Origin of the sequence: Chelativorans sp. AA-79, assembly GCF_029457495.1 — a bacterium.
Taxonomy (GTDB): Bacteria; Pseudomonadota; Alphaproteobacteria; order Rhizobiales; family Rhizobiaceae; genus Chelativorans.
Genome location: NZ_CP120361.1, coordinates 1202504 through 1218865, shown reverse-complemented (window position 1 = coordinate 1218865; position 16362 = coordinate 1202504). Strand labels below are relative to the sequence as shown.

The window sequence follows — 16362 nt, the reverse complement described above, 5'->3', positions numbered from 1 at the left end:
CATGGCGGAGGCTGTCAAGCCATGCGGGACCCGCTTCGGCCCGGCGGCGAAGGCGTCAGCCCCGCGCGCTGTCCATTTCGCGGACGACCCGGATGACCTCGTCGGAGACTTTCCTTTCCGTCAGGTGGTCGAAACGGGGAGAGGGAATGGCGACGCTGAGGCTGTGCTGGCCGTCGAGGGCCACGCCGATCCCCATCACGCCGATCGTGTGTTCTTCGCGGGAGAGTGCGTAGCCGCGATCCCGCGTGCGCTTCAGGTCTTCCCGCAGGCTCTGTTCGTCCACGAGCGTGTAGGGCGTGAAACGCGCCCGCGGCACGGTCGCGAGATATTCATCCAGCAGATCCTGCGGAAGCGTGGACAACAATGCCTTCCCGGATGCGAAACTGTGCAGGGGCACGCGCATCCCCTTTTGCGGCGTGAAGCGCAGTGCATGGCTGGAAAGCGCCACGTCCACCACTTCCACGTCGCTGTCGCGCCGAATGAAGAGAGAGGCCGTCTCGCCGGTGGCGCCTGCGATAGCACGCATCATCGCAGCCCTCCGCTCCGCAAGGCTCGGCGGGTTGCCAACCGCAAGCCGCGAGAGAGCCGGTCCGATCGTATAGCTCCGGTCTGCCGAGGGTGACAGCCAGTCGCGGCTCACCAGCGTGGTGAGCAGATAGGAAAGGCTGCTTTCGGGAATTCCGGTGGCGCGGCTGATCTCGCGCGCGGTCGCCGCCCCCCGGCGCGAAACCTGCTCGACGATATCCATGGCTCGGGCCGCGGACTTGACGGATGCCGGAGTCTTTTCTTTCACCATCATGTAGTTTCATGTACGTGAAACGCCACTCTCCGTCAATCGTGGGAGAAGCCGCCGCAGGATCGGATCGATGCGGGAGCAGCCTTGTCACGGCCGGCGCGGCCGCGCGCCCTGCTCCTATCCACCGTGGCGCGCGAGTCCCGTCGAAGCCGCGTGTTCCACGCGAGGTCCCTCCACGCCTGAAGGCTTACGAGTAGAGCATCCCGCCATTGATGTCGACGCAGGCGCCGGTGATGTAAGCCCCATCGGAAGAGGCCAGGAAAGCGACGGTCGCCGCCACGTCTTCCGACGTTCCCTCGCGCTTCAGCGGCGCGGCGGCAGCGACGCGCTCGCGCACGTCCGGCGTGGTGAAGGTATCGTGGAACGTGGTGGCGATCATGCCCGGGCACACCGCGTTGACGCGGATGCGCGGCCCGACTTCCTTGGCGAGGCCGCGTGTGAAGGTCATGACGCCGCCCTTGGACGTGGCATAGGCGACGGCGCCCGGCCCTCCGCCGTCGCGCCCCGCCTGCGAGGAAAGCGTTACGATCGCCCCGCCGTCGGCCATCTGCGGCAGCGCCGCCTTCGTCGTCAGGAAGAGCGAGGTCAGGTTCACGTCGAGCACCGCATGCCAGAAAGCCTCGTCCATCTCGGCGATGGTCTTGCGCGCCACGAGCCCGCCGGTAACATGCACGAGCGCATCGAGCTTGCCGCCGAAGGCCTCTACCGTTTCCGAAACCGCATTCTCCGCCTCGGGGAGTTTCGTCAGGTCTGCCTGGATGATGATCGCGCTGCCGCCCGCCTTTTCGATCTCGGCCAATGCCTCTTCCGCGCCGCTCCTGGTGGCGTTGTAGGTGATGGCGACACGCGCCCCCTCCTGGGCGAGGCGGAGGGCGCAGGCGCGCCCGATATCCCGGCCGCCGCCGGTGATGAGCGCGATCTTGTTCTCAAAACGACGCATGATTCTTCCTCTCGACTGGTGGAGATTTGCAAGCGGGCGCCTTGGAGCCCTTCGGCAGGACGATCCTGAAGCAGCGATCGTCCACATCATTGAAGTAGACGTCAATGATGAAGACCTGATCGGCTTTGAACCAAGCCTGCGCGCCAGCCTCTTCATCTTCGACACCGCCCGGTGTAGGGAACGAGCGGGCGGTGTCGGGAATCAGCAAGGAGAGAGGAACTCGATGCGCAGGACGCTGAGTGTGATTTGCTTGATTGGAGCCGTGGCGCTTGCCGCGGGCTGCACCACCCGGGAAAAGACCATAGGCGGTGCCGTCGCCGGTGGTGTCGGCGGCGCAGTGCTGGGCGATGCCATTGCAGGCACCGGCGGCGCGATCGTCGGCGGCGTCGGCGGTGCCGTGGCGGGGGGAGCGATCGCGCGACGGCTCTGATCCGAACCCCAAAAAAGCGTGGCGGACCTGCAACACAAGGCCCGCCATCGCACATGGGTGACCAGCCGGCTCCAATCTTGCCACATCGTTCACCGAGATCGGGCGATCTTCACGTTGCGAGAAGGAGAGTTGGAAATTGCCCGATCTGTCCCGTCGAGTCTTCGTCTTGTCCGCGGCCTCCGCGCTTGCGGGCTGCGCTTCCACCGGGCAGAGGCCGCAGCCGGCACCGAAACCGGAGATCCCGCCGCAATATCTGAGCATGTACGCTCCGATCAGGGACGAACCGTTTCCGATCGATGCCGTCGACCTCACCAAAGTCGATCCCGCTTTTCTGCGTCAGGAAGTGGCCTATGCCACGACTGAGCCGCCCGGCACGATCGTCGTCGATACGCGTGCGCGTTTTCTCTATCTCGTGCGGGAGAACGGCCGCGCGTTGCGCTACGGCATCGGCGTCGGCAAGGCGGGGCTCGAATTCGAGGGAGAAGCGGTCGTCCAGTACAAGCGCAAGTGGCCGCGCTGGACACCCACGCAATCGATGATCGAGCGGGAGCCCGAGCGCTATGGACCGCTCGCAGGCGGAATGGAGCCGGGCGTGCGCAATCCCCTGGGGCCGCGGGCTCTCTATCTGTTCAAGGACGGAGTCGACACGCTCTACCGTATCCACGGCACCACGGAGGACTGGTCCATCGGGCGCGCGGTCTCGAGCGGCTGCATCCGCCTGCTCAATCAGGACATCATTGATCTCTACGACCGTGTTCCGGCCGGCGCCCGCGTCGTCGTGCTGCAGCACAATCCGGAGCTTGCGGTGTAGGGCTTCGCCCTACTCGATCCGGTCGAGCGCCTGCCGCTGCCGGTGCATCTCCAGGAACACGCGGTAGTCGCGGTCGAAGCGGCTCCGCGCCCGCGCATCCGGGCGCCGCTCCACGCCGCCCTGCTGCATCCCCGTGCAGGCCGAGACGAGATCGGGAAAATGGCCGGCGGCCGTGGCGGCCACCATTGCGGTTCCGAGCAGCACGGCATCGTCCGTCTTCGGCTCGATCACCGTGCAGCCGGTCGCATCCGCATAAAGCTCCATGAGGAGCGGGTTCCTGGTATGGCCGCCGGTGATGTGCAACGTGTCGATCACATAGCCCTTCTCGTTCAGCGCATCGAGGATGTGGCGAACGCCGAGCGCGATGCCGACCGCCGTCCGCCAATAGAGCCGACACAGGCTGTCGAAGGAGGAATCGAGCGTGAGCCCGCTGATCACCCCCACCGCATGCGGATCCGCCAGCGGCGAGCGGTTGCCGTGGAAATCCGGCAGCACGTGGAGGCGCGGCGCGATCTCCGGTCCCTCCTTCTCGCGCAGCGCCATCACGCGGCTGCAGATGCGGGCATGCATCTCCCGGTCCGGTTTGCCGCCCGCGCCGTGCCAGCGGATGATGTGGTCGAGCAGCGCACCGGTGGCCGACTGCCCGCCCTCGTTGAGCCAGCAGTCGGGAAGCGCCGCGCCGAGATAGGGCCCCCAGAGCCCGCGAACGGGCTTGGGCTCCCGCGACAGCGCCATGACGCAGCTGGACGTGCCCGCGATGAGCGCCAGGTGGCGCTCGATCTCCGTCGAATCGCCGGCAAAGCCGCCGAGCACGCCGAGTGCCCCCGCATGCGCGTCTATGAGCCCGACGCCGACGCGACAGCGCGTGGTCAGTCCCAATTCCTCCGCCGCCTGCGGCAGGAGCGGGCCGAGATCGCTGCCGATGGCCGAGACCCGCTCGGGCAGACGGCCGCGAGAGCGCATGTCGGCGATCCCGACCTTTGCCAGGAAGTCCTCTTTCCAGCCGGGCTCCTCATGGGCGAGGAATGTCCATTTGCAGGTGAGCGTGCACTGCGAGCGGTCGAGCCGGCCCGTGGACTTCCAGGTGAGGAAATCGGCAAGATCGAAGAAGTAGCCGGCCCTTTCCCAGCTCTCCGGCAGGTGGCGCTTCAGCCACATGAGCTTCGGCGTCTCCATCTCCGGCGACATGACGCCGCCGATGAAATCGAGCACCTTGTGCCCGGTTTCCGTGCATTCGTCCGCATCCGCCAGCGCCCGGTGATCGAGCCAGACGATCGTGTCCCAGCGCTTCTCGCCCGTCGTGGAGACGGAGAGCTGGCCGCCCTCATGATCGCGCACCACCAGAGAGCAGGTGGCGTCGAAGCTGATGCCGGAGATGTCGCCCGGGGCCGCACCGGCCGCCCTCAACGCCTCCTGCACGGCGATGCAGACCGCCGCCCATATGTCCTCCGAGTCGTGCTCGGCATGGTTGGGAAGCGGCTTCTGCATGGCGATGTCGTGCTGGGCGCGGCCGAGCAGTTCGCCTCCAGCCGCGAAGATGCCGGCGCGCGCGCTGCCGGTGCCGACGTCGACCGCCGCGACCAGATCGCTCATGGAACAGCCTTCCGCGCAGCAAGTCCGCGCTCTACGAGCTCCGGCAGGAGCGTCATGTCGTCGAAGACGAGGTCGGGCCCGGCGCGCGTGATGGCGTCGCGATGGCTTTCCCGGCGCGCATGCGAGCCCCCGGCGAAAGCAAAGACCCGCATGCCGGCGCGCCTGGCGGCCTCGATGCCGGCGGGACTGTCCTCCACGACCACACAGCGGGCGGGCTCAGCGCCCATCGCCTCGGCTGCATGAAGGAAGAGATCGGGAGCTGGCTTTCCGTTCTTGACCATGGTCGCACTGAAGATATGCGGCTCGAATTTCTCAAGCAGTCCAGTCAATCCCAGCGAAAGCCTTATCCGCTCCGGCTGCCCCGAGGAGGCCACGCAAAAGGGCTGGTGAAGCCGGTCGAGAGCATCGGCGATGCCGGTGATTGCCGTAAGATCCGCGCGGAAGCGACTGTAGAGGCGCCCGCGGAGCGAGTCCAGCGCCGCCGCGGTCATCACGAGATCGTACTCTTCTTGCAGGATGCTGCAGGTGCTGGCCAGGCTCACGCCGAGGAAGCGTTCATAGGCAAGCTCCTCGCTCAGCGTCAGCCCCGCCTCCCGGATCACTTCGAGCAGCACCGACACCGAGATAGGCTCGCTATCGACGAGCACGCCGTCACAGTCGAAGATCACCAGCGCCGTGCCGGCTTGCCCTCCGGTCGTCATCGCCTTCCACCCAGGATCCCTCACCAGCAGGTATAGCCGCCGTCGGCAAGCACGATCGAGCCGGTCATCAGGCTGGAGGCGTCGGAGGCCAGGAAATGCACGACGGAGGCGATCTCGTCCGGCTGGCCGACGCGCCCCATGGGCGTCATCTCGAGCCATACCTTGTACATCTCCGGGTTCTCCTTCATGCCGAAGGCCGTCAGCGGCGTCTCGATATAGGTCGGCGCCACGGCATTGACGCGCACGCCGCGCCGGCCCCATTCGGCGGCGAGCGACTTGGTGAGGTGGTGCACGGCGGCCTTCGACGCGTTGTAGAAGCTCTGCGGCTGCGGCTTGTTGACGATAAAGCCGGACATGGAGCCGATGTTCACGATCGCGCCGCTTCCCTTCTCGAGCATGTGCCGGCCGAAGGCGCGGCAGCACCAGAACACGCCGTCGACATTGACGTCCATGTGGAAGCGCCAGTGCTCGTCGCTGGTGTCCTCCGCGCGCACGTCGCTCTTGGCCACGCCTGCATTGTTGACGAGGACATCGATCCGGCCGTGTTCGCGCGCGATCTCGTCGGCCGCGGCATCCACATCGGCGGATTTCGTGACGTCGAGCGCGATGCCCTGCGCATTCATGCCGGCGGCGGAGAGCTCCTGCGCGGTGGCCTCGGCCCGCTCGGCCAGGAGATCCGCCACGACCACCATGGCGCCGGCCTCGCCGAGCGCCCGCGCGCAGGCGGCACCGATGCCCTGCCCGCCGCCGGTGACCACGGCGACCCGCCCGTCAAGCCTCAGTTTTTCCAGATACATCAGGTCTGTCCTTCTCAGCTCATCCAGTTACCGCCGTCGACATTATAGGTCTGCGCGACGACGTAATCGCTCTCGCTGCTCGCGAGGAAGATCGCCATGCCGGTCAAATCCTCCGCGCGGCCCATGCGCCCATAGGGCACCGCCTCGCCCACCAGCCGCTTCTTCTCGCCGAGCGGGCGGTTCTCGTATTGGGCGAAAAGGGAATCGACATGGTCCCAGTGTTCGCCGTCGACCACGCCCGGCGCGATCGCGTTGACATTAATGCGGTGCCTGATGAGGTCCAGCCCCGCCGACTGGGTGATGGAGATCACCGCCGCCTTGGTCGCGCAGTAGACGGCCACCAGCGCCTCGCCCCGACGGCCCGCCTGGCTCGCCATATTGATGATCTTGCCGCCCTTGCCGCGAGCGATCATCGAGCGCGCCACGGCCTGCAAAGTGAACAGCGTTCCAGAAACGTTGACGGCGAACAGCCGCTCGTAGCTCTCGCGCGAAATGTCGACGATCGGCGCCAGATCGAACAGGGCAGCATTGTTGACGAGGATGTCGATCCCGCCGGTCTCGGCCTCAATCGCCTTGACCGCCGCATCGATGGAGGCCTGGTCGGTGACGTCGAGCTCGACGGCATAGGCGTGCGCGCCGATCTCCCGCGCGGTCCGGTGTGCGGCCTCCACATTGATGTCGCCGATCGCCACCCGCGCCCCCTCGCGGATATAGGCCTCGGCGAAGGCGCGGCCGATGCCCCTCGCCGCCCCGGTGATCAGCGCCGACTTGCCTTTCAGTCTCTGCATCAGATCGCCAGTCCCTTCTCGTCGAAACGGTGGATCTTATCCGGTTCGGGCGTGAGCCACACCGTGTCGCCATGCCTGAGAGAGATCTCGCCATCCGTCCGCGCCGTCACCTGGCCGATGCCGTCGGCCTGGACGTGCAGGAATGTGTCGGAGCCCAGATGCTCGGCGACCCCCACCGTGCCCTTCCAGGCGCCCTCGGAGGTGGAGAGCTTCAGATGCTCCGGCCTTACCCCGATGGTATTCGCGCCATGGCGGGAAGCCTCGGCGCCATTCACGAGGTTCATGCGCGGCGAACCGATGAAGCCAGCCACGAAGAGGTTGCGCGGGCTGCGGTAGAGCTCCAGCGGCGAGCCCACCTGTTCCACATTGCCGGCATTGAGGACGACGATCTTGTCGGCCATGGTCATGGCTTCCACCTGATCGTGCGTCACATAGACCATGGTCGTGCCGAGCTTTTGGTGCAGCTCGCTGATCTCCAGCCGCATGGTGCCGCGCAGCGCCGCATCGAGATTGGACAGCGGCTCGTCGAAGAGGAAGGCCTTGGGCTGGCGCACGATGGCCCGGCCGATGGCCACGCGCTGGCGCTGCCCGCCCGACAGCTGCCCCGGCCGCCGGTCGAGATAGGCGGTGAGGTTGAGCGTTTCCGCCGCCGCGCGGACCTTCTTGTCGATCGTATCCCTGTCGGTGCCGGCCATTTTCAGCGGAAAGGCGATGTTGCTGTAGACACTCATATGCGGATAGAGCGCATAGGATTGGAACACCATGGCAAGGCCGCGCCGGGCCGGCGCGGCCCGCGTTACGTCGTTCCCGTCGATCAGGATCGTGCCGGAGGTGGTGTCCTCCAGCCCCGCGATGAGTCGCAACAGTGTGGACTTGCCGCAGCCGGAAGGACCGACGAACACGACGAACTCCCCGTCCGCGATGTCGAGATCGATATCGGGGATAACCGTCGTGGACCCGAACGCCTTGTGCACATTCTTGAGCGTGATGTTGCCCATGGTCTCCTCCCGCTCTTATTGAGTGTCGTTCCGCCACGCGGCAACGAAGCCGCTCGTCACACCCCCCTCTGGCCTGCCGGCCATCTCCCCCTCAGAGGGGGAAGATTGCTCCGGCCGCTTGTCCCGACTCTTTTTCTGGCACGCCAAGGACTGGCGAAACCCTTCGGGGCGGCTGATCTCCCCCCATGAGGGGGAGATGGCCGGCAGGCCAGAGGGGGGTGCGCAAGAGCAGAAATCCATCCATCCGAACGCCCCTCATTTCACCGCCCCGAAGGTGAGGCCGCGCACGAGCTGCCGTTGCGAGAACCAGCCCATGATGAGGATGGGCGCGATGGCGAGCGTCGAGGCGGCGGAAAGCTTGGCCCAGAACAGCCCCTGCGGGCTCGAGAAAGAGGCGATGAAGGCTGTAAGGGGCGCGGCGTTCGCGGCGGACAGGCGGATCGACCAGAAGGATTCGTTCCAGGCCAGAATGATGTTCAGAAGCAGGGTAGACGCGATGCCCGGCACGGCCATCGGCGTCAGCACGTAGACGATCTCGCCCACAAGGCTCGCCCCGTCCATCCGCGCAGCTTCCAGGATCTCACCCGGAATCTCGCGGAAATAGGTATAGAGCATCCACACCACGATGGGCAGGTTGACGAGCGTGAAGACCGCCGTCAGTCCGATGCGCGTGTCGAGCAGGCCGAAATCGCGGAACATGAGGTAGAGCGGCACGAGCACGCCGACAGCCGGCATCATCTTCGTGGAGAGCATCCACATGAGCACGTCCTTGGTGCGCTTGGTCGGCGAGAAGGCCATCGACCAGGCGGCAGGAATGCCGATCAGGAGCGCGATCACCGTCGAGCCGACGGAGATCACCACCGAGTTCATGAACGGCTTGAAATAATCCCGCTGCGTCTGCACCTCGACATAGTTCTCGAACGTGCCGGACGGGATGAGGCTGATGCCGGAGATGGCCTCGGCTTCCGTCTTGAAGCTGGTGATCACCGTGTAGAGAATCGGGAAGAAGATCACGACGGCGACCAGCCAGGCCGCGATCGTGGCGATGGTCTTCCGGCGGGTGGAAACGGCGCGCGCCATTTTCGGTCTCCTATCGGTCCAGGTTGCGGCCCACGGCGCGCATGAGGAACAGCGCCACGATGTTGGCCAGGACCACCGCGATGACGCCACCAGCCGACGCGCCGCCGATATCGTAGGAAAGAAGCGCCGTGCGGTAGATCAGGAAGGCCAGATTGGTGGTCGCGTAGCCCGGCCCGCCATTGGTGGTGACGAGGATTTCCGCATAGACGCCGAGCAGGAAGATCGTCTGGATGAGGATGACGACCGTGATCGCTCGGGCCAGATGCGGCAGCGTCAGATACCAGAAACGGTTCAGGAAATTGGCGCCGTCCATCTCCGCCGCCTCCTTCTGCTCCTCGTCCAGCGACTGCAACGCGGTGAGCAGGATCAGCGTGGCGAAGGGCAGCCACTGCCAGGCGACGATGATGACGATCGAGAAAAGCGGATACTGCGCGAACCAGTCGACAGGCTGTACCCCGAGGAACCGCGCGAAATCGGCAAGAACGCCGTAGCCCGGATGCATGATCATGTTCTTCCACACCAGCGCGGCGACCGGCGGCATGACGAAGAAGGGCGAGATCACCAGGATGCGGACGATGCCCTGGCCGAAGATCGGCTGGTCGAGGAGAAGCGCAAGCAGGATGCCGCCGACCACCGTGATGGCGAGCACGCCGCCGACGATGATCAGCGTGTTGGCGATCGACTGGAAGAAGGCCGGATCGGTGTAGAAGAACTCGTAGTTGAGGAAACCGGCGAAGCCGCGGGTGATCGGGTTGAGCAGATTGTAGTTCTGGAACGAGAACCACAGCGTCATCGACAGCGGCACGACCATCCAGACGAGAAGCAGGACGACCGCAGGCGCCATCATGGCGCGGGCGAGCGTGCGTGTCTGTCGGGTAGCCATGCTGGACCTCCCTGCCTGCCGCGCGGCAATGGTTGCTCGATGGGTTTGGAGCCGTTGGGGAGCCGCCGGAACATCCTTGCTCCGGCGGCTTCCGATACCGCCTACTTGATGTAGCCGGCGCGCTTCATCTCACGTTCGGACACGTTCTGCGCCTGGGCAAGCGCGTCGTCGACCGACATCTGGCCGGCAAGCGCTGCGGAGAAGAGCTGGCCCACCGTGGTGCCGAGCCCCTGGAACTCCGGGATCGCAACGAACTGAACACCCACATAGGGCACCGGCTCCACCGTCGGATTGGTGGGATCGGCCGCGTTGATGGACTTGAGCGTCAGGTCCGCAAAGGGCGCGGCCTCCTGATATTCCGGGTTCCCGTAGAGCGAAGTGCGCGTGCCGGGAGGCACGTTCGCCCAACCCTCCTCGGAGGCCACGAGCTCGATATAATCCTTGCTCGTCGCCCAGGAGATGAACTTCTGCGCAGCCTCGGCCTTCTGCGTACCGGCCGGTACGGCGAGCGACCACGCCCACAGCCAGTTCGCGCGCTTGCCGAGCCCCTTGTCCGGCGCAAGCGCATAGCCCACCTGGTCGGCCACGGTGCTGTCCTCGGGATCCGAGACGAAGGAAGCGGCCACGGTGGCGTCGATCCACATGCCGCACTTGCCCTGCTGGAACAGCGCCAGGTTCTCGTTGAAGCCGTTGGAGGAGGCGCCGGACGGCCCGGCGTCCTTCATCAGGTCCACGTAGAATTGCAGCGTTTCCTTCCATTCCGGCTGGTCGAACTGCGGCTGCCAGTTCTCGTCGAACCAGCGCGCGCCGAAGCTGTTGGACATGGCGGTGAGAAAGGCCATGTTCTCGCCCCAGCCCGCCTTGCCGCGCAGGCAGATGCCGTTGATCTCGGCATCCCGGTCCGTCATCTTGCGCGCGGCGTCGGCCACGAAGTCCCAGGTCGGCGCCTCAGGCATGGTCAGGCCCGCCTCCTCCATCAGGTCCTTCCGGTACATGATGAAGGAGCTCTCGCCGTAGAACGGGGCGGCGTAGAGCGTTTCGTCAACCGAAAGGCCGCTACGGATGGCCGGCAGCAGGTCGTCCACGTCGTAATCGTCACCGAGATTGTCGAGCGGCAGCAGCCAGTCCTGCTTCGCCCAGATCGGCACCTCGTAGGTGCCGATGGTCATCACGTCGTATTGCCCGCCCTTGGTGGCGATGTCGGTCGTGACGCGCTCGCGCAGCACGTTCTCCTCCAGCGTCACCCACTGGAGTTCGATATCGGGGTTCTTGGACGTGAAATCGTCCGCGAGCCTCTGCATGCGGATCATGTCGCCATTGTTGACGGTAGCGATCGTCAGCGTTTCGGCATTGGCGGCGAAGGCCAGAAGACTGGCTGAACCCAGCCCGAGCACGAAGGCTTTCATTTTCATCGAAGCTCCTCCCTGAAATGAGCAATTGCTTCATCGATGGGCAATTATTCGATCATATACCCTACTATGTCAATGCGCATTCGATGCTGCAGCGCAGCGAACGCTCGGGAATGCCGCCGAGATGAAAGAGGAGAGCCTGGATTTCAGGCGTCGAGAAGGGCCGCGGCCGTGCGCTCGTCGGTGATCAGGCCGTTGACGAGGCGGCGCACGAGCGCAGCGCGGATGCTGCCCAGCTTGCGCTCCCCCATGGCGCTGGCGATCACGAGGTTCCGTTCGCGCGAGGGAATGGGCGCGCTGGCGACACGGTCGTTGGTGATGCCCTCGACGAGCCTGCCTTCCCGGTCATAGGCCCAGCCGACGATCTCGCCGACCGCGCCGGCCTTCTGCAGGGCCTTCAGCTCCGCTCCGGAAATGAAGCCGTCGACATAGAGCGGCGCCTCCGGCCCCAGATCGCCGATGCCGACGAAGGTGACGTGGGCCTGGGCGGCAAGCTCGAGCGTGGAGCGGATCATCGGCTGCCGGTGCAGCATCTGGCGCTCATCCGGAGAGGATGCGATCACCGGCAGGGGCATGGGAAAGCTGCGTGCCTTCACCCGGTCCGAGAGGGTGAAGATCACGTTATAGAAGGCGGCGGACCCATCCGGCCCGATCGTGCCCGTGAGCGAGACCACCTTGTGGTGGGGGCAGTCCATCGACGGCAACTGCTCTATGGCTGCCTTGAGCGTGCGGCCCGTGCCGATCGCCATCACGATCGGCTCGGCCGAGCGCAGCCTTTTCTCGATTTCCGCCGCCGTCGCATCGGCCACGCCGAGCGTCGTGGAAGAGGACTCGGGATCGCTCGGCACCACCTCGGCAAGGTCGAGCGCGTAGCGCGACCGCAGGCTGGCCGCAAGGTCGAGGCAGCTTGCGATCGGATGATCGAGTCGCACCCGCACCAGCCCTTCCGACACGGCGAGGGAAACGAGACGCTGGGCGGTCTGGCGGGAAACGCCCAGCTTGGCCGCGATCTGGTCCTGCGTGTTGCCGGCGACATAGTAGAGCCATCCGGCCCGCGCTGCATCATCCAGTCTCGTCGTGTCTGCCTGGCGGCTCATAGGCATCTTCCCGCTCGGCCCGTCGTCATGGCCGCGGGCGGCTTTGCTTCGATTTGCACATTTTGCAGTCACCCGCCCCGAGGTCAAGACAGATGCTCACGCGATGAGCAATTGCTATCCCGGACATTTGCCGCCCACTCGGGCCTCAGCCATGCCGGCATCGCGCAGTCCGAGGAGGGATTCAGCACGCGCCAGCGCCTCATCGAAGGTGACGTCCTCGACAGTTACATGTCGGCGCAGCCGCGCACAGGCCGCTTCGATACGCTCGTACTCGGTGACCACGGCCCTCTCGATGGTAGAAACGGCGGACATTCCCGCGCGGCGGCGAGACGCGAGATTGCGGGCGCATTGCCACACGGGCGTCCTGAGGCGGAGGATGCGCATGTGCTGCGCCTGCGACATGGGCAGCGAATGCTCGACATCCGAGCTCAGCCGCAGGCCTTCGATCACCACATCATGGCCCGAAGACGCGAACGCGCACGCCGAGCGCGCCACCTCGGCCAAACCGCCATCGTTCACGCGAATCGTGTCGCAGCCGCCGCTTGTCACCTCATAGTGGCCGATGACGACGAGCGGGTCCCCGCCGTAGGGATGCTGCAACCGGTAAGCGAAGGGGAAGCGGCGTCCGGGCCTGTACAATGGCTCGATCCTGCCGCCATCGGACGAATAGGCGCCCCGCCGCCAGCCGTAGCCGCGCAGAATCCTGCGGACGAGTTCCGTCTTCCCCGACCCGCCGGCGCCCCTGGGATTGAGAATAATGCCCATATTGCCTCCTTTTGTCCCCTCAGATGACCCAAATCCTGCTCTGATTCAACGCTGCGCCTCCCCGTATTTCCGGCGACGGGCGGCCGCGCCGCGGCAATTGCGGAAGCGGGACTCTCCAAGAAGATCGATCACTACAGGCGCACCGGGCAGCCCGTCGCCGCGGGCGAGGCGATGCCGGCGTGAGGACAGACTAACCGTCCGCCGCCTGCCCCGGATGGGCGGCGGCATGGAGCCGGGCGAAGCTCATGGCGACGTGTGCGCGGCGGATATGGCCGACCACATGCAGATCTCCGCACTCGATCGCGGCCACGATGTCGGCCATCTCGCGCTGGAAAACGCGGATCTCGTTCACCAGCATATCCTCGTAGGCTTGGAGCTTCGAGGCCGTCTGCAGCCAGATGCGTGTTGTCTGGTAGTAGAGCCGCTCGGAAATCGCGCGCAGCGGCTCGTTGGCCGTAAGGCGCATCAGGAGATGGAAGAACTCCATATTGAGCCGGGCGAACTCCCGCGCGTCGGGTTTCTCGATCAGCACCGCGCAGCGTGCGAGTTGACGATGATACTCCTCCATTTCCGCCCGGTCGGGCCGCACGGGCGAAATTCTGCCGATGAGCTCGGCGAGTTCCACGCGCAATTGGTATACCTGCTGCAGGTCGTCGATATGGATGTCGGTAACGATGGTGCCCACGCCGTGGACGGAGCGCAGCAGCCCCTCGTCCTCGAGCCGCGCCAGCACGCGGCGGACGGGCGTGCGGCTGGTGTTGAACTCCTCCGCGATGTCCTCCTCGCGCAGGCGCTCTCCGGGCGCATGGTCGAGCAGGCAGATGCGGGTGCGCAGCGTGTGGTAGATGCGCTCGAAGCGGGCCCGCACTTCGCTGCCCGCCGGCTCGCCCGTTCCCGCTCCCGCTGCCCTCACGCCAGTTTCTCCCCCAGTCGCGCAAGGATGCCGAGGCAGGCGGCAAGCTGCTCGGTCGCCACGAATTCGTCAGGCTTGTGCGCCTGCTCGATGGAGCCCGGACCGCAGATGACGGCGGAAATGCCCGCCTGCTGGAAAAGCCCCGCTTCCGTGCCGAACGAAACCACTTCCGCCTCCGACAGCCCGGTCAACTCGCTGACGATACGCCGCGCTTCCGATTCCGCAACCGGCTCGAGACCTTCCACCTCGCCCACCACATGGGTGACGATCTCGGCCTCCGCCGCGACCTCTTTCATCGCGGGTTTCAGCACTTCGTCGATATAGGCCTGCATGTTTCCTTTCACGAAATCAGCGTCGCCCGCCTGCACCGGCCGCATCTCCCATTCGACCACGCAATGGCCGGCGATGACGTTCCGCGCCGCGCCGCCTTCGATGCGTCCCGCCTGAAGCGTCGTCCAGGGCGGCTGGAAGCGGTTCGTCGCCGGCGCGCGGTCCTTCAGTTTCTCCGCAAGCTCCAGGAGACGCGCGATGTAGCGGACCGCGTAGTGCACAGCATTGACGCCACGGTCAGGATCGGAGCCGTGGCCCTCCAGGCCGCGGAACTCGGTCGTGTATTCGTAGCAGCCCTTGTGCCCTTCGATGATGCGCATCATCGTCGGCTCGCCGATGATCGCTGCCGCCGGCCGCACGCCCGCTTGCGCCAGCTCGTCCATGAGCGCGCGGGCGCCGAAGCAGCCCACCTCCTCGTCATAGGTGAAGGCGAAATGCAGCGGCCGCGCAAGCGGCCTGGCGGCAAAGACCGGCGCCATGGCGAGGCAGCAGGCGATGAACCCTTTCATATCGCACGTGCCGCGGCCATAGAGCCGCCCGTCCGCCTCGCGCAAGGTGAAGGGATCGCCCGTCCAGTCCTGGCCGTCGACCGGCACCACGTCCGTGTGGCCGGAAAGCACGACACCGCCGTCGCCCTCCGGTCCCAGTGTGGCGAAGAGGTTGGCCTTCGTCCCGCTCTCGTCGTGATGCAGCGAGAGCCGCGCACCCGCCTCGCTCAGGAGGTTGGCCGCATAGGCGATGAGCGCCAGGTTGCTGTCGGCCGAGACGGTGGGGAAGGCCACGAGATCGGCAAGGATCTGCCGCGTGCGGACGAGGTCAGCCATGGCGTCCGTTCTTCACGATCAGTTCGCGCGGGCGCTTGCAGAGCGCCTCGGCGGGCCCCTCCTCCTTGATGAGGATGCTCTCGGTGATCTCGAGCCCCCAGTCGGCCATCCACAGGCCAGGCATGAAGTGGAACGTCATACCCGCCTCCAGGATGGTGTCATCCTCGCGGCGGAAGGAGATGGTGCGCTCGCCCCAGTCCGGCGGATAGGAGATGCCGATCGGATAGCCGCAGCGCCCGTCGCGGGTGATGCCGGCCTTTTCCAAGGCGCCATAGAGGGCGTCGGCCACCAGCCCCGCGCGGTTGCCGGGCCGGGCGGCGTCCATGCCCGCTTCGAGCCCCTCGATCAGCGCCTTCTCGGCATCGAGCATGTATTGCGGCGGCGTGCCCAGGAAAACGGTACGGCAGAGCGGCACGTGGTAGCGGCGGTAGCAGCCGGCGATCTCGAAGAAGGTGGCCACGCCCTCCTCGAAGCGGCGTCCGTCCCAGGTGAGATGCGGCGCGGCGGCATCGGAGCCCGAGGGCAGCAGCGGCACGATGGCCGGATACTCGCCCCAGTCGTCATCGACGCCGCGGATGGCGTCGGCATAGATCTCGGCGACGAGGTCGTTCTTCTTCACGCCGGGCTCGATGCGCTCGACGATGCCGTCGATGATCTTCTCGCTGATGCGCGCGGCGCGGCGCATGAACGCGATCTCCTCTGCAGACTTCACGGCGCGCTGCCAGTTCACCAGGCCCGTGGCGTCCACGAAGGCGGCCTTCGGCAGCGCCTCCTTGAGGACGAGATAGGCCTTTGCCGAGAAATAATAATTCTCGAGTTCCACGCCGATGCGCTTGTCGCCGTAGCCGAAGGCGCGGATGACCTCGGCCAGGTTCTCCATGGGATGGTGGTGATTGGACTGGATGTAATGGTCGGAATAGCGCAGCACCCGCTCGTCATTCATGTAGCAGGTGCGGATGGCGCCGTTGCCATCCTGCGCGCGGCCCCACCAGACCGGCTCCTCGTCCATGAAAACGAGCACGCCCTGATGGACATAGAAGGACCAGCCGTCATAGCCGGTAAGCCAGGCCATATTGGACGGGTCTTCCACGAAGAGGATATCGATTCCCCTCTCTTCCATGGCGCGGCGGGTCTTCTCCAACCGCGCGGCATATTCCTGTTCGCTGAAGGGCAAATGTGAGCCCGGCATAGGTTTCTCCAGAAAAAA

Annotated in this window: 17 protein-coding genes; 1 reads left to right on the top strand and 16 read right to left on the bottom strand. The window is 65.7% G+C overall.

Features of this window, described 5'->3' with window-relative positions; translation table 11 throughout:
- Nucleotides 1-55 precede the first annotated feature (55 nt).
- The 3 genes from PVE73_RS06115 to PVE73_RS06105 form a co-directional block, all read right to left on the bottom strand.
- Nucleotides 56-799: an IclR family transcriptional regulator gene (locus tag PVE73_RS06115; protein WP_277366097.1), complete on the bottom strand. Its 744-nt coding sequence runs from the start codon at nucleotides 797-799 to the stop codon at nucleotides 56-58.
- A gap of 184 nt (nucleotides 800-983) precedes the next feature.
- Nucleotides 984-1736, bottom strand: a complete 753-nt coding sequence (locus PVE73_RS06110) for an SDR family oxidoreductase (RefSeq protein WP_277366096.1) — start codon at nucleotides 1734-1736, stop codon at nucleotides 984-986.
- Nucleotides 1723-2427 (bottom strand): hypothetical protein, encoded by a 705-nt coding sequence (locus PVE73_RS06105; protein WP_277367597.1) that lies wholly within the window; start codon nucleotides 2425-2427, stop codon nucleotides 1723-1725. Before PVE73_RS06105 ends, PVE73_RS06110 begins: the two co-directional genes overlap by 14 nt.
- On the opposite strand from PVE73_RS06105, the gene PVE73_RS06100 reads away from it, so the two are divergent.
- A complete protein-coding gene (locus tag PVE73_RS06100) occupies nucleotides 2312-2977 on the top strand; it encodes a L,D-transpeptidase (protein WP_277367361.1) in 666 nt (221 codons plus the stop codon). The genes PVE73_RS06105 and PVE73_RS06100 overlap by 116 nt on opposite strands.
- Before the next feature lie 9 nt (nucleotides 2978-2986).
- On the opposite strand, the gene PVE73_RS06095 is transcribed toward PVE73_RS06100, so the two are convergent.
- The 13 genes from PVE73_RS06095 to doeA form a co-directional block, all read right to left on the bottom strand.
- A complete protein-coding gene (locus PVE73_RS06095) occupies nucleotides 2987-4570 on the bottom strand; it encodes an FGGY-family carbohydrate kinase (protein WP_277366095.1) in 1584 nt (527 codons plus the stop codon).
- Complete coding sequence (locus tag PVE73_RS06090; protein WP_277366094.1) at nucleotides 4567-5271, bottom strand: HAD family hydrolase; 705 nt, start codon at nucleotides 5269-5271, stop codon at nucleotides 4567-4569. The genes PVE73_RS06095 and PVE73_RS06090 overlap by 4 nt, the downstream gene beginning before the upstream one ends.
- A 20-nt stretch (nucleotides 5272-5291) precedes the next feature.
- Complete coding sequence (locus PVE73_RS06085; RefSeq protein WP_277366093.1) at nucleotides 5292-6068, bottom strand: glucose 1-dehydrogenase; 777 nt, start codon at nucleotides 6066-6068, stop codon at nucleotides 5292-5294.
- A 14-nt stretch (nucleotides 6069-6082) separates the two neighbouring features.
- Nucleotides 6083-6856 carry an L-iditol 2-dehydrogenase gene (locus PVE73_RS06080; RefSeq protein WP_277366092.1) on the bottom strand — a complete coding sequence of 258 codons (774 nt, stop codon included), beginning with the start codon at nucleotides 6854-6856 and terminating at the stop codon, nucleotides 6083-6085.
- Entirely contained in the window at nucleotides 6856-7854 is a 999-nt protein-coding gene (locus PVE73_RS06075) for an ABC transporter ATP-binding protein (RefSeq protein ID WP_277366091.1), read from the bottom strand. The genes PVE73_RS06080 and PVE73_RS06075 overlap by 1 nt, the downstream gene beginning before the upstream one ends.
- A gap of 255 nt (nucleotides 7855-8109) precedes the next feature.
- A complete protein-coding gene (locus tag PVE73_RS06070; protein WP_277366090.1) occupies nucleotides 8110-8934 on the bottom strand; it encodes a carbohydrate ABC transporter permease in 825 nt (274 codons plus the stop codon).
- Nucleotides 8935-8944: 10 nt separating this feature from the next.
- Entirely contained in the window at nucleotides 8945-9817 is an 873-nt protein-coding gene (locus tag PVE73_RS06065) for a sugar ABC transporter permease (RefSeq protein ID WP_277366089.1), read from the bottom strand.
- 101 nt (nucleotides 9818-9918) lie between these two features.
- Complete coding sequence (locus tag PVE73_RS06060) at nucleotides 9919-11229, bottom strand: sugar ABC transporter substrate-binding protein (RefSeq protein WP_277366088.1); 1311 nt, start codon at nucleotides 11227-11229, stop codon at nucleotides 9919-9921.
- 143 nt (nucleotides 11230-11372) lie between these two features.
- Nucleotides 11373-12323 carry a sugar-binding transcriptional regulator gene (locus PVE73_RS06055; RefSeq protein WP_277366087.1) on the bottom strand — a complete coding sequence of 317 codons (951 nt, stop codon included), beginning with the start codon at nucleotides 12321-12323 and terminating at the stop codon, nucleotides 11373-11375.
- Between the two features lie 114 nt (nucleotides 12324-12437).
- Nucleotides 12438-13088 (bottom strand): hypothetical protein, encoded by a 651-nt coding sequence (locus PVE73_RS06050; protein ID WP_277366086.1) that lies wholly within the window; start codon nucleotides 13086-13088, stop codon nucleotides 12438-12440.
- 190 nt (nucleotides 13089-13278) lie between these two features.
- Nucleotides 13279-14001: a GntR family transcriptional regulator gene (locus tag PVE73_RS06045; protein ID WP_277366085.1), complete on the bottom strand. Its 723-nt coding sequence runs from the start codon at nucleotides 13999-14001 to the stop codon at nucleotides 13279-13281.
- Nucleotides 13998-15155 carry an acetylornithine deacetylase gene (gene argE, locus PVE73_RS06040; protein WP_277366084.1) on the bottom strand — a complete coding sequence of 386 codons (1158 nt, stop codon included), beginning with the start codon at nucleotides 15153-15155 and terminating at the stop codon, nucleotides 13998-14000. Before argE ends, PVE73_RS06045 begins: the two co-directional genes overlap by 4 nt.
- Entirely contained in the window at nucleotides 15148-16344 is a 1197-nt protein-coding gene (doeA, locus tag PVE73_RS06035) for an ectoine hydrolase DoeA (RefSeq protein ID WP_277366083.1), read from the bottom strand. The genes argE and doeA overlap by 8 nt, the downstream gene beginning before the upstream one ends.
- Nucleotides 16345-16362 lie beyond the last annotated feature (18 nt).

Coding starts and splice junctions, on each gene's coding strand:
- PVE73_RS06070 (WP_277366090.1), bottom strand. CDS start 8,934: ATGGCGCGCGCCGTTTCCACCCGCCGGAAGACCATCGCCACGATCGCG.
- PVE73_RS06075 (WP_277366091.1), bottom strand. CDS start 7,854: ATGGGCAACATCACGCTCAAGAATGTGCACAAGGCGTTCGGGTCCACG.
- PVE73_RS06080 (WP_277366092.1), bottom strand. CDS start 6,856: ATGCAGAGACTGAAAGGCAAGTCGGCGCTGATCACCGGGGCGGCGAGG.
- PVE73_RS06060 (WP_277366088.1), bottom strand. CDS start 11,229: ATGAAAATGAAAGCCTTCGTGCTCGGGCTGGGTTCAGCCAGTCTTCTG.
- PVE73_RS06050 (WP_277366086.1), bottom strand. CDS start 13,088: ATGGGCATTATTCTCAATCCCAGGGGCGCCGGCGGGTCGGGGAAGACG.
- PVE73_RS06110 (WP_277366096.1), bottom strand. CDS start 1,736: ATGCGTCGTTTTGAGAACAAGATCGCGCTCATCACCGGCGGCGGCCGG.
- PVE73_RS06090 (WP_277366094.1), bottom strand. CDS start 5,271: ATGACGACCGGAGGGCAAGCCGGCACGGCGCTGGTGATCTTCGACTGT.
- PVE73_RS06085 (WP_277366093.1), bottom strand. CDS start 6,068: ATGTATCTGGAAAAACTGAGGCTTGACGGGCGGGTCGCCGTGGTCACC.
- PVE73_RS06055 (WP_277366087.1), bottom strand. CDS start 12,323: ATGAGCCGCCAGGCAGACACGACGAGACTGGATGATGCAGCGCGGGCC.
- PVE73_RS06095 (WP_277366095.1), bottom strand. CDS start 4,570: ATGAGCGATCTGGTCGCGGCGGTCGACGTCGGCACCGGCAGCGCGCGC.
- PVE73_RS06065 (WP_277366089.1), bottom strand. CDS start 9,817: ATGGCTACCCGACAGACACGCACGCTCGCCCGCGCCATGATGGCGCCT.
- PVE73_RS06115 (WP_277366097.1), bottom strand. CDS start 799: ATGATGGTGAAAGAAAAGACTCCGGCATCCGTCAAGTCCGCGGCCCGA.
- PVE73_RS06105 (WP_277367597.1), bottom strand. CDS start 2,427: ATGCTCAGATATTGCGGCGGGATCTCCGGTTTCGGTGCCGGCTGCGGC.
- argE (WP_277366084.1), bottom strand. CDS start 15,155: ATGGCTGACCTCGTCCGCACGCGGCAGATCCTTGCCGATCTCGTGGCC.
- doeA (WP_277366083.1), bottom strand. CDS start 16,344: ATGCCGGGCTCACATTTGCCCTTCAGCGAACAGGAATATGCCGCGCGG.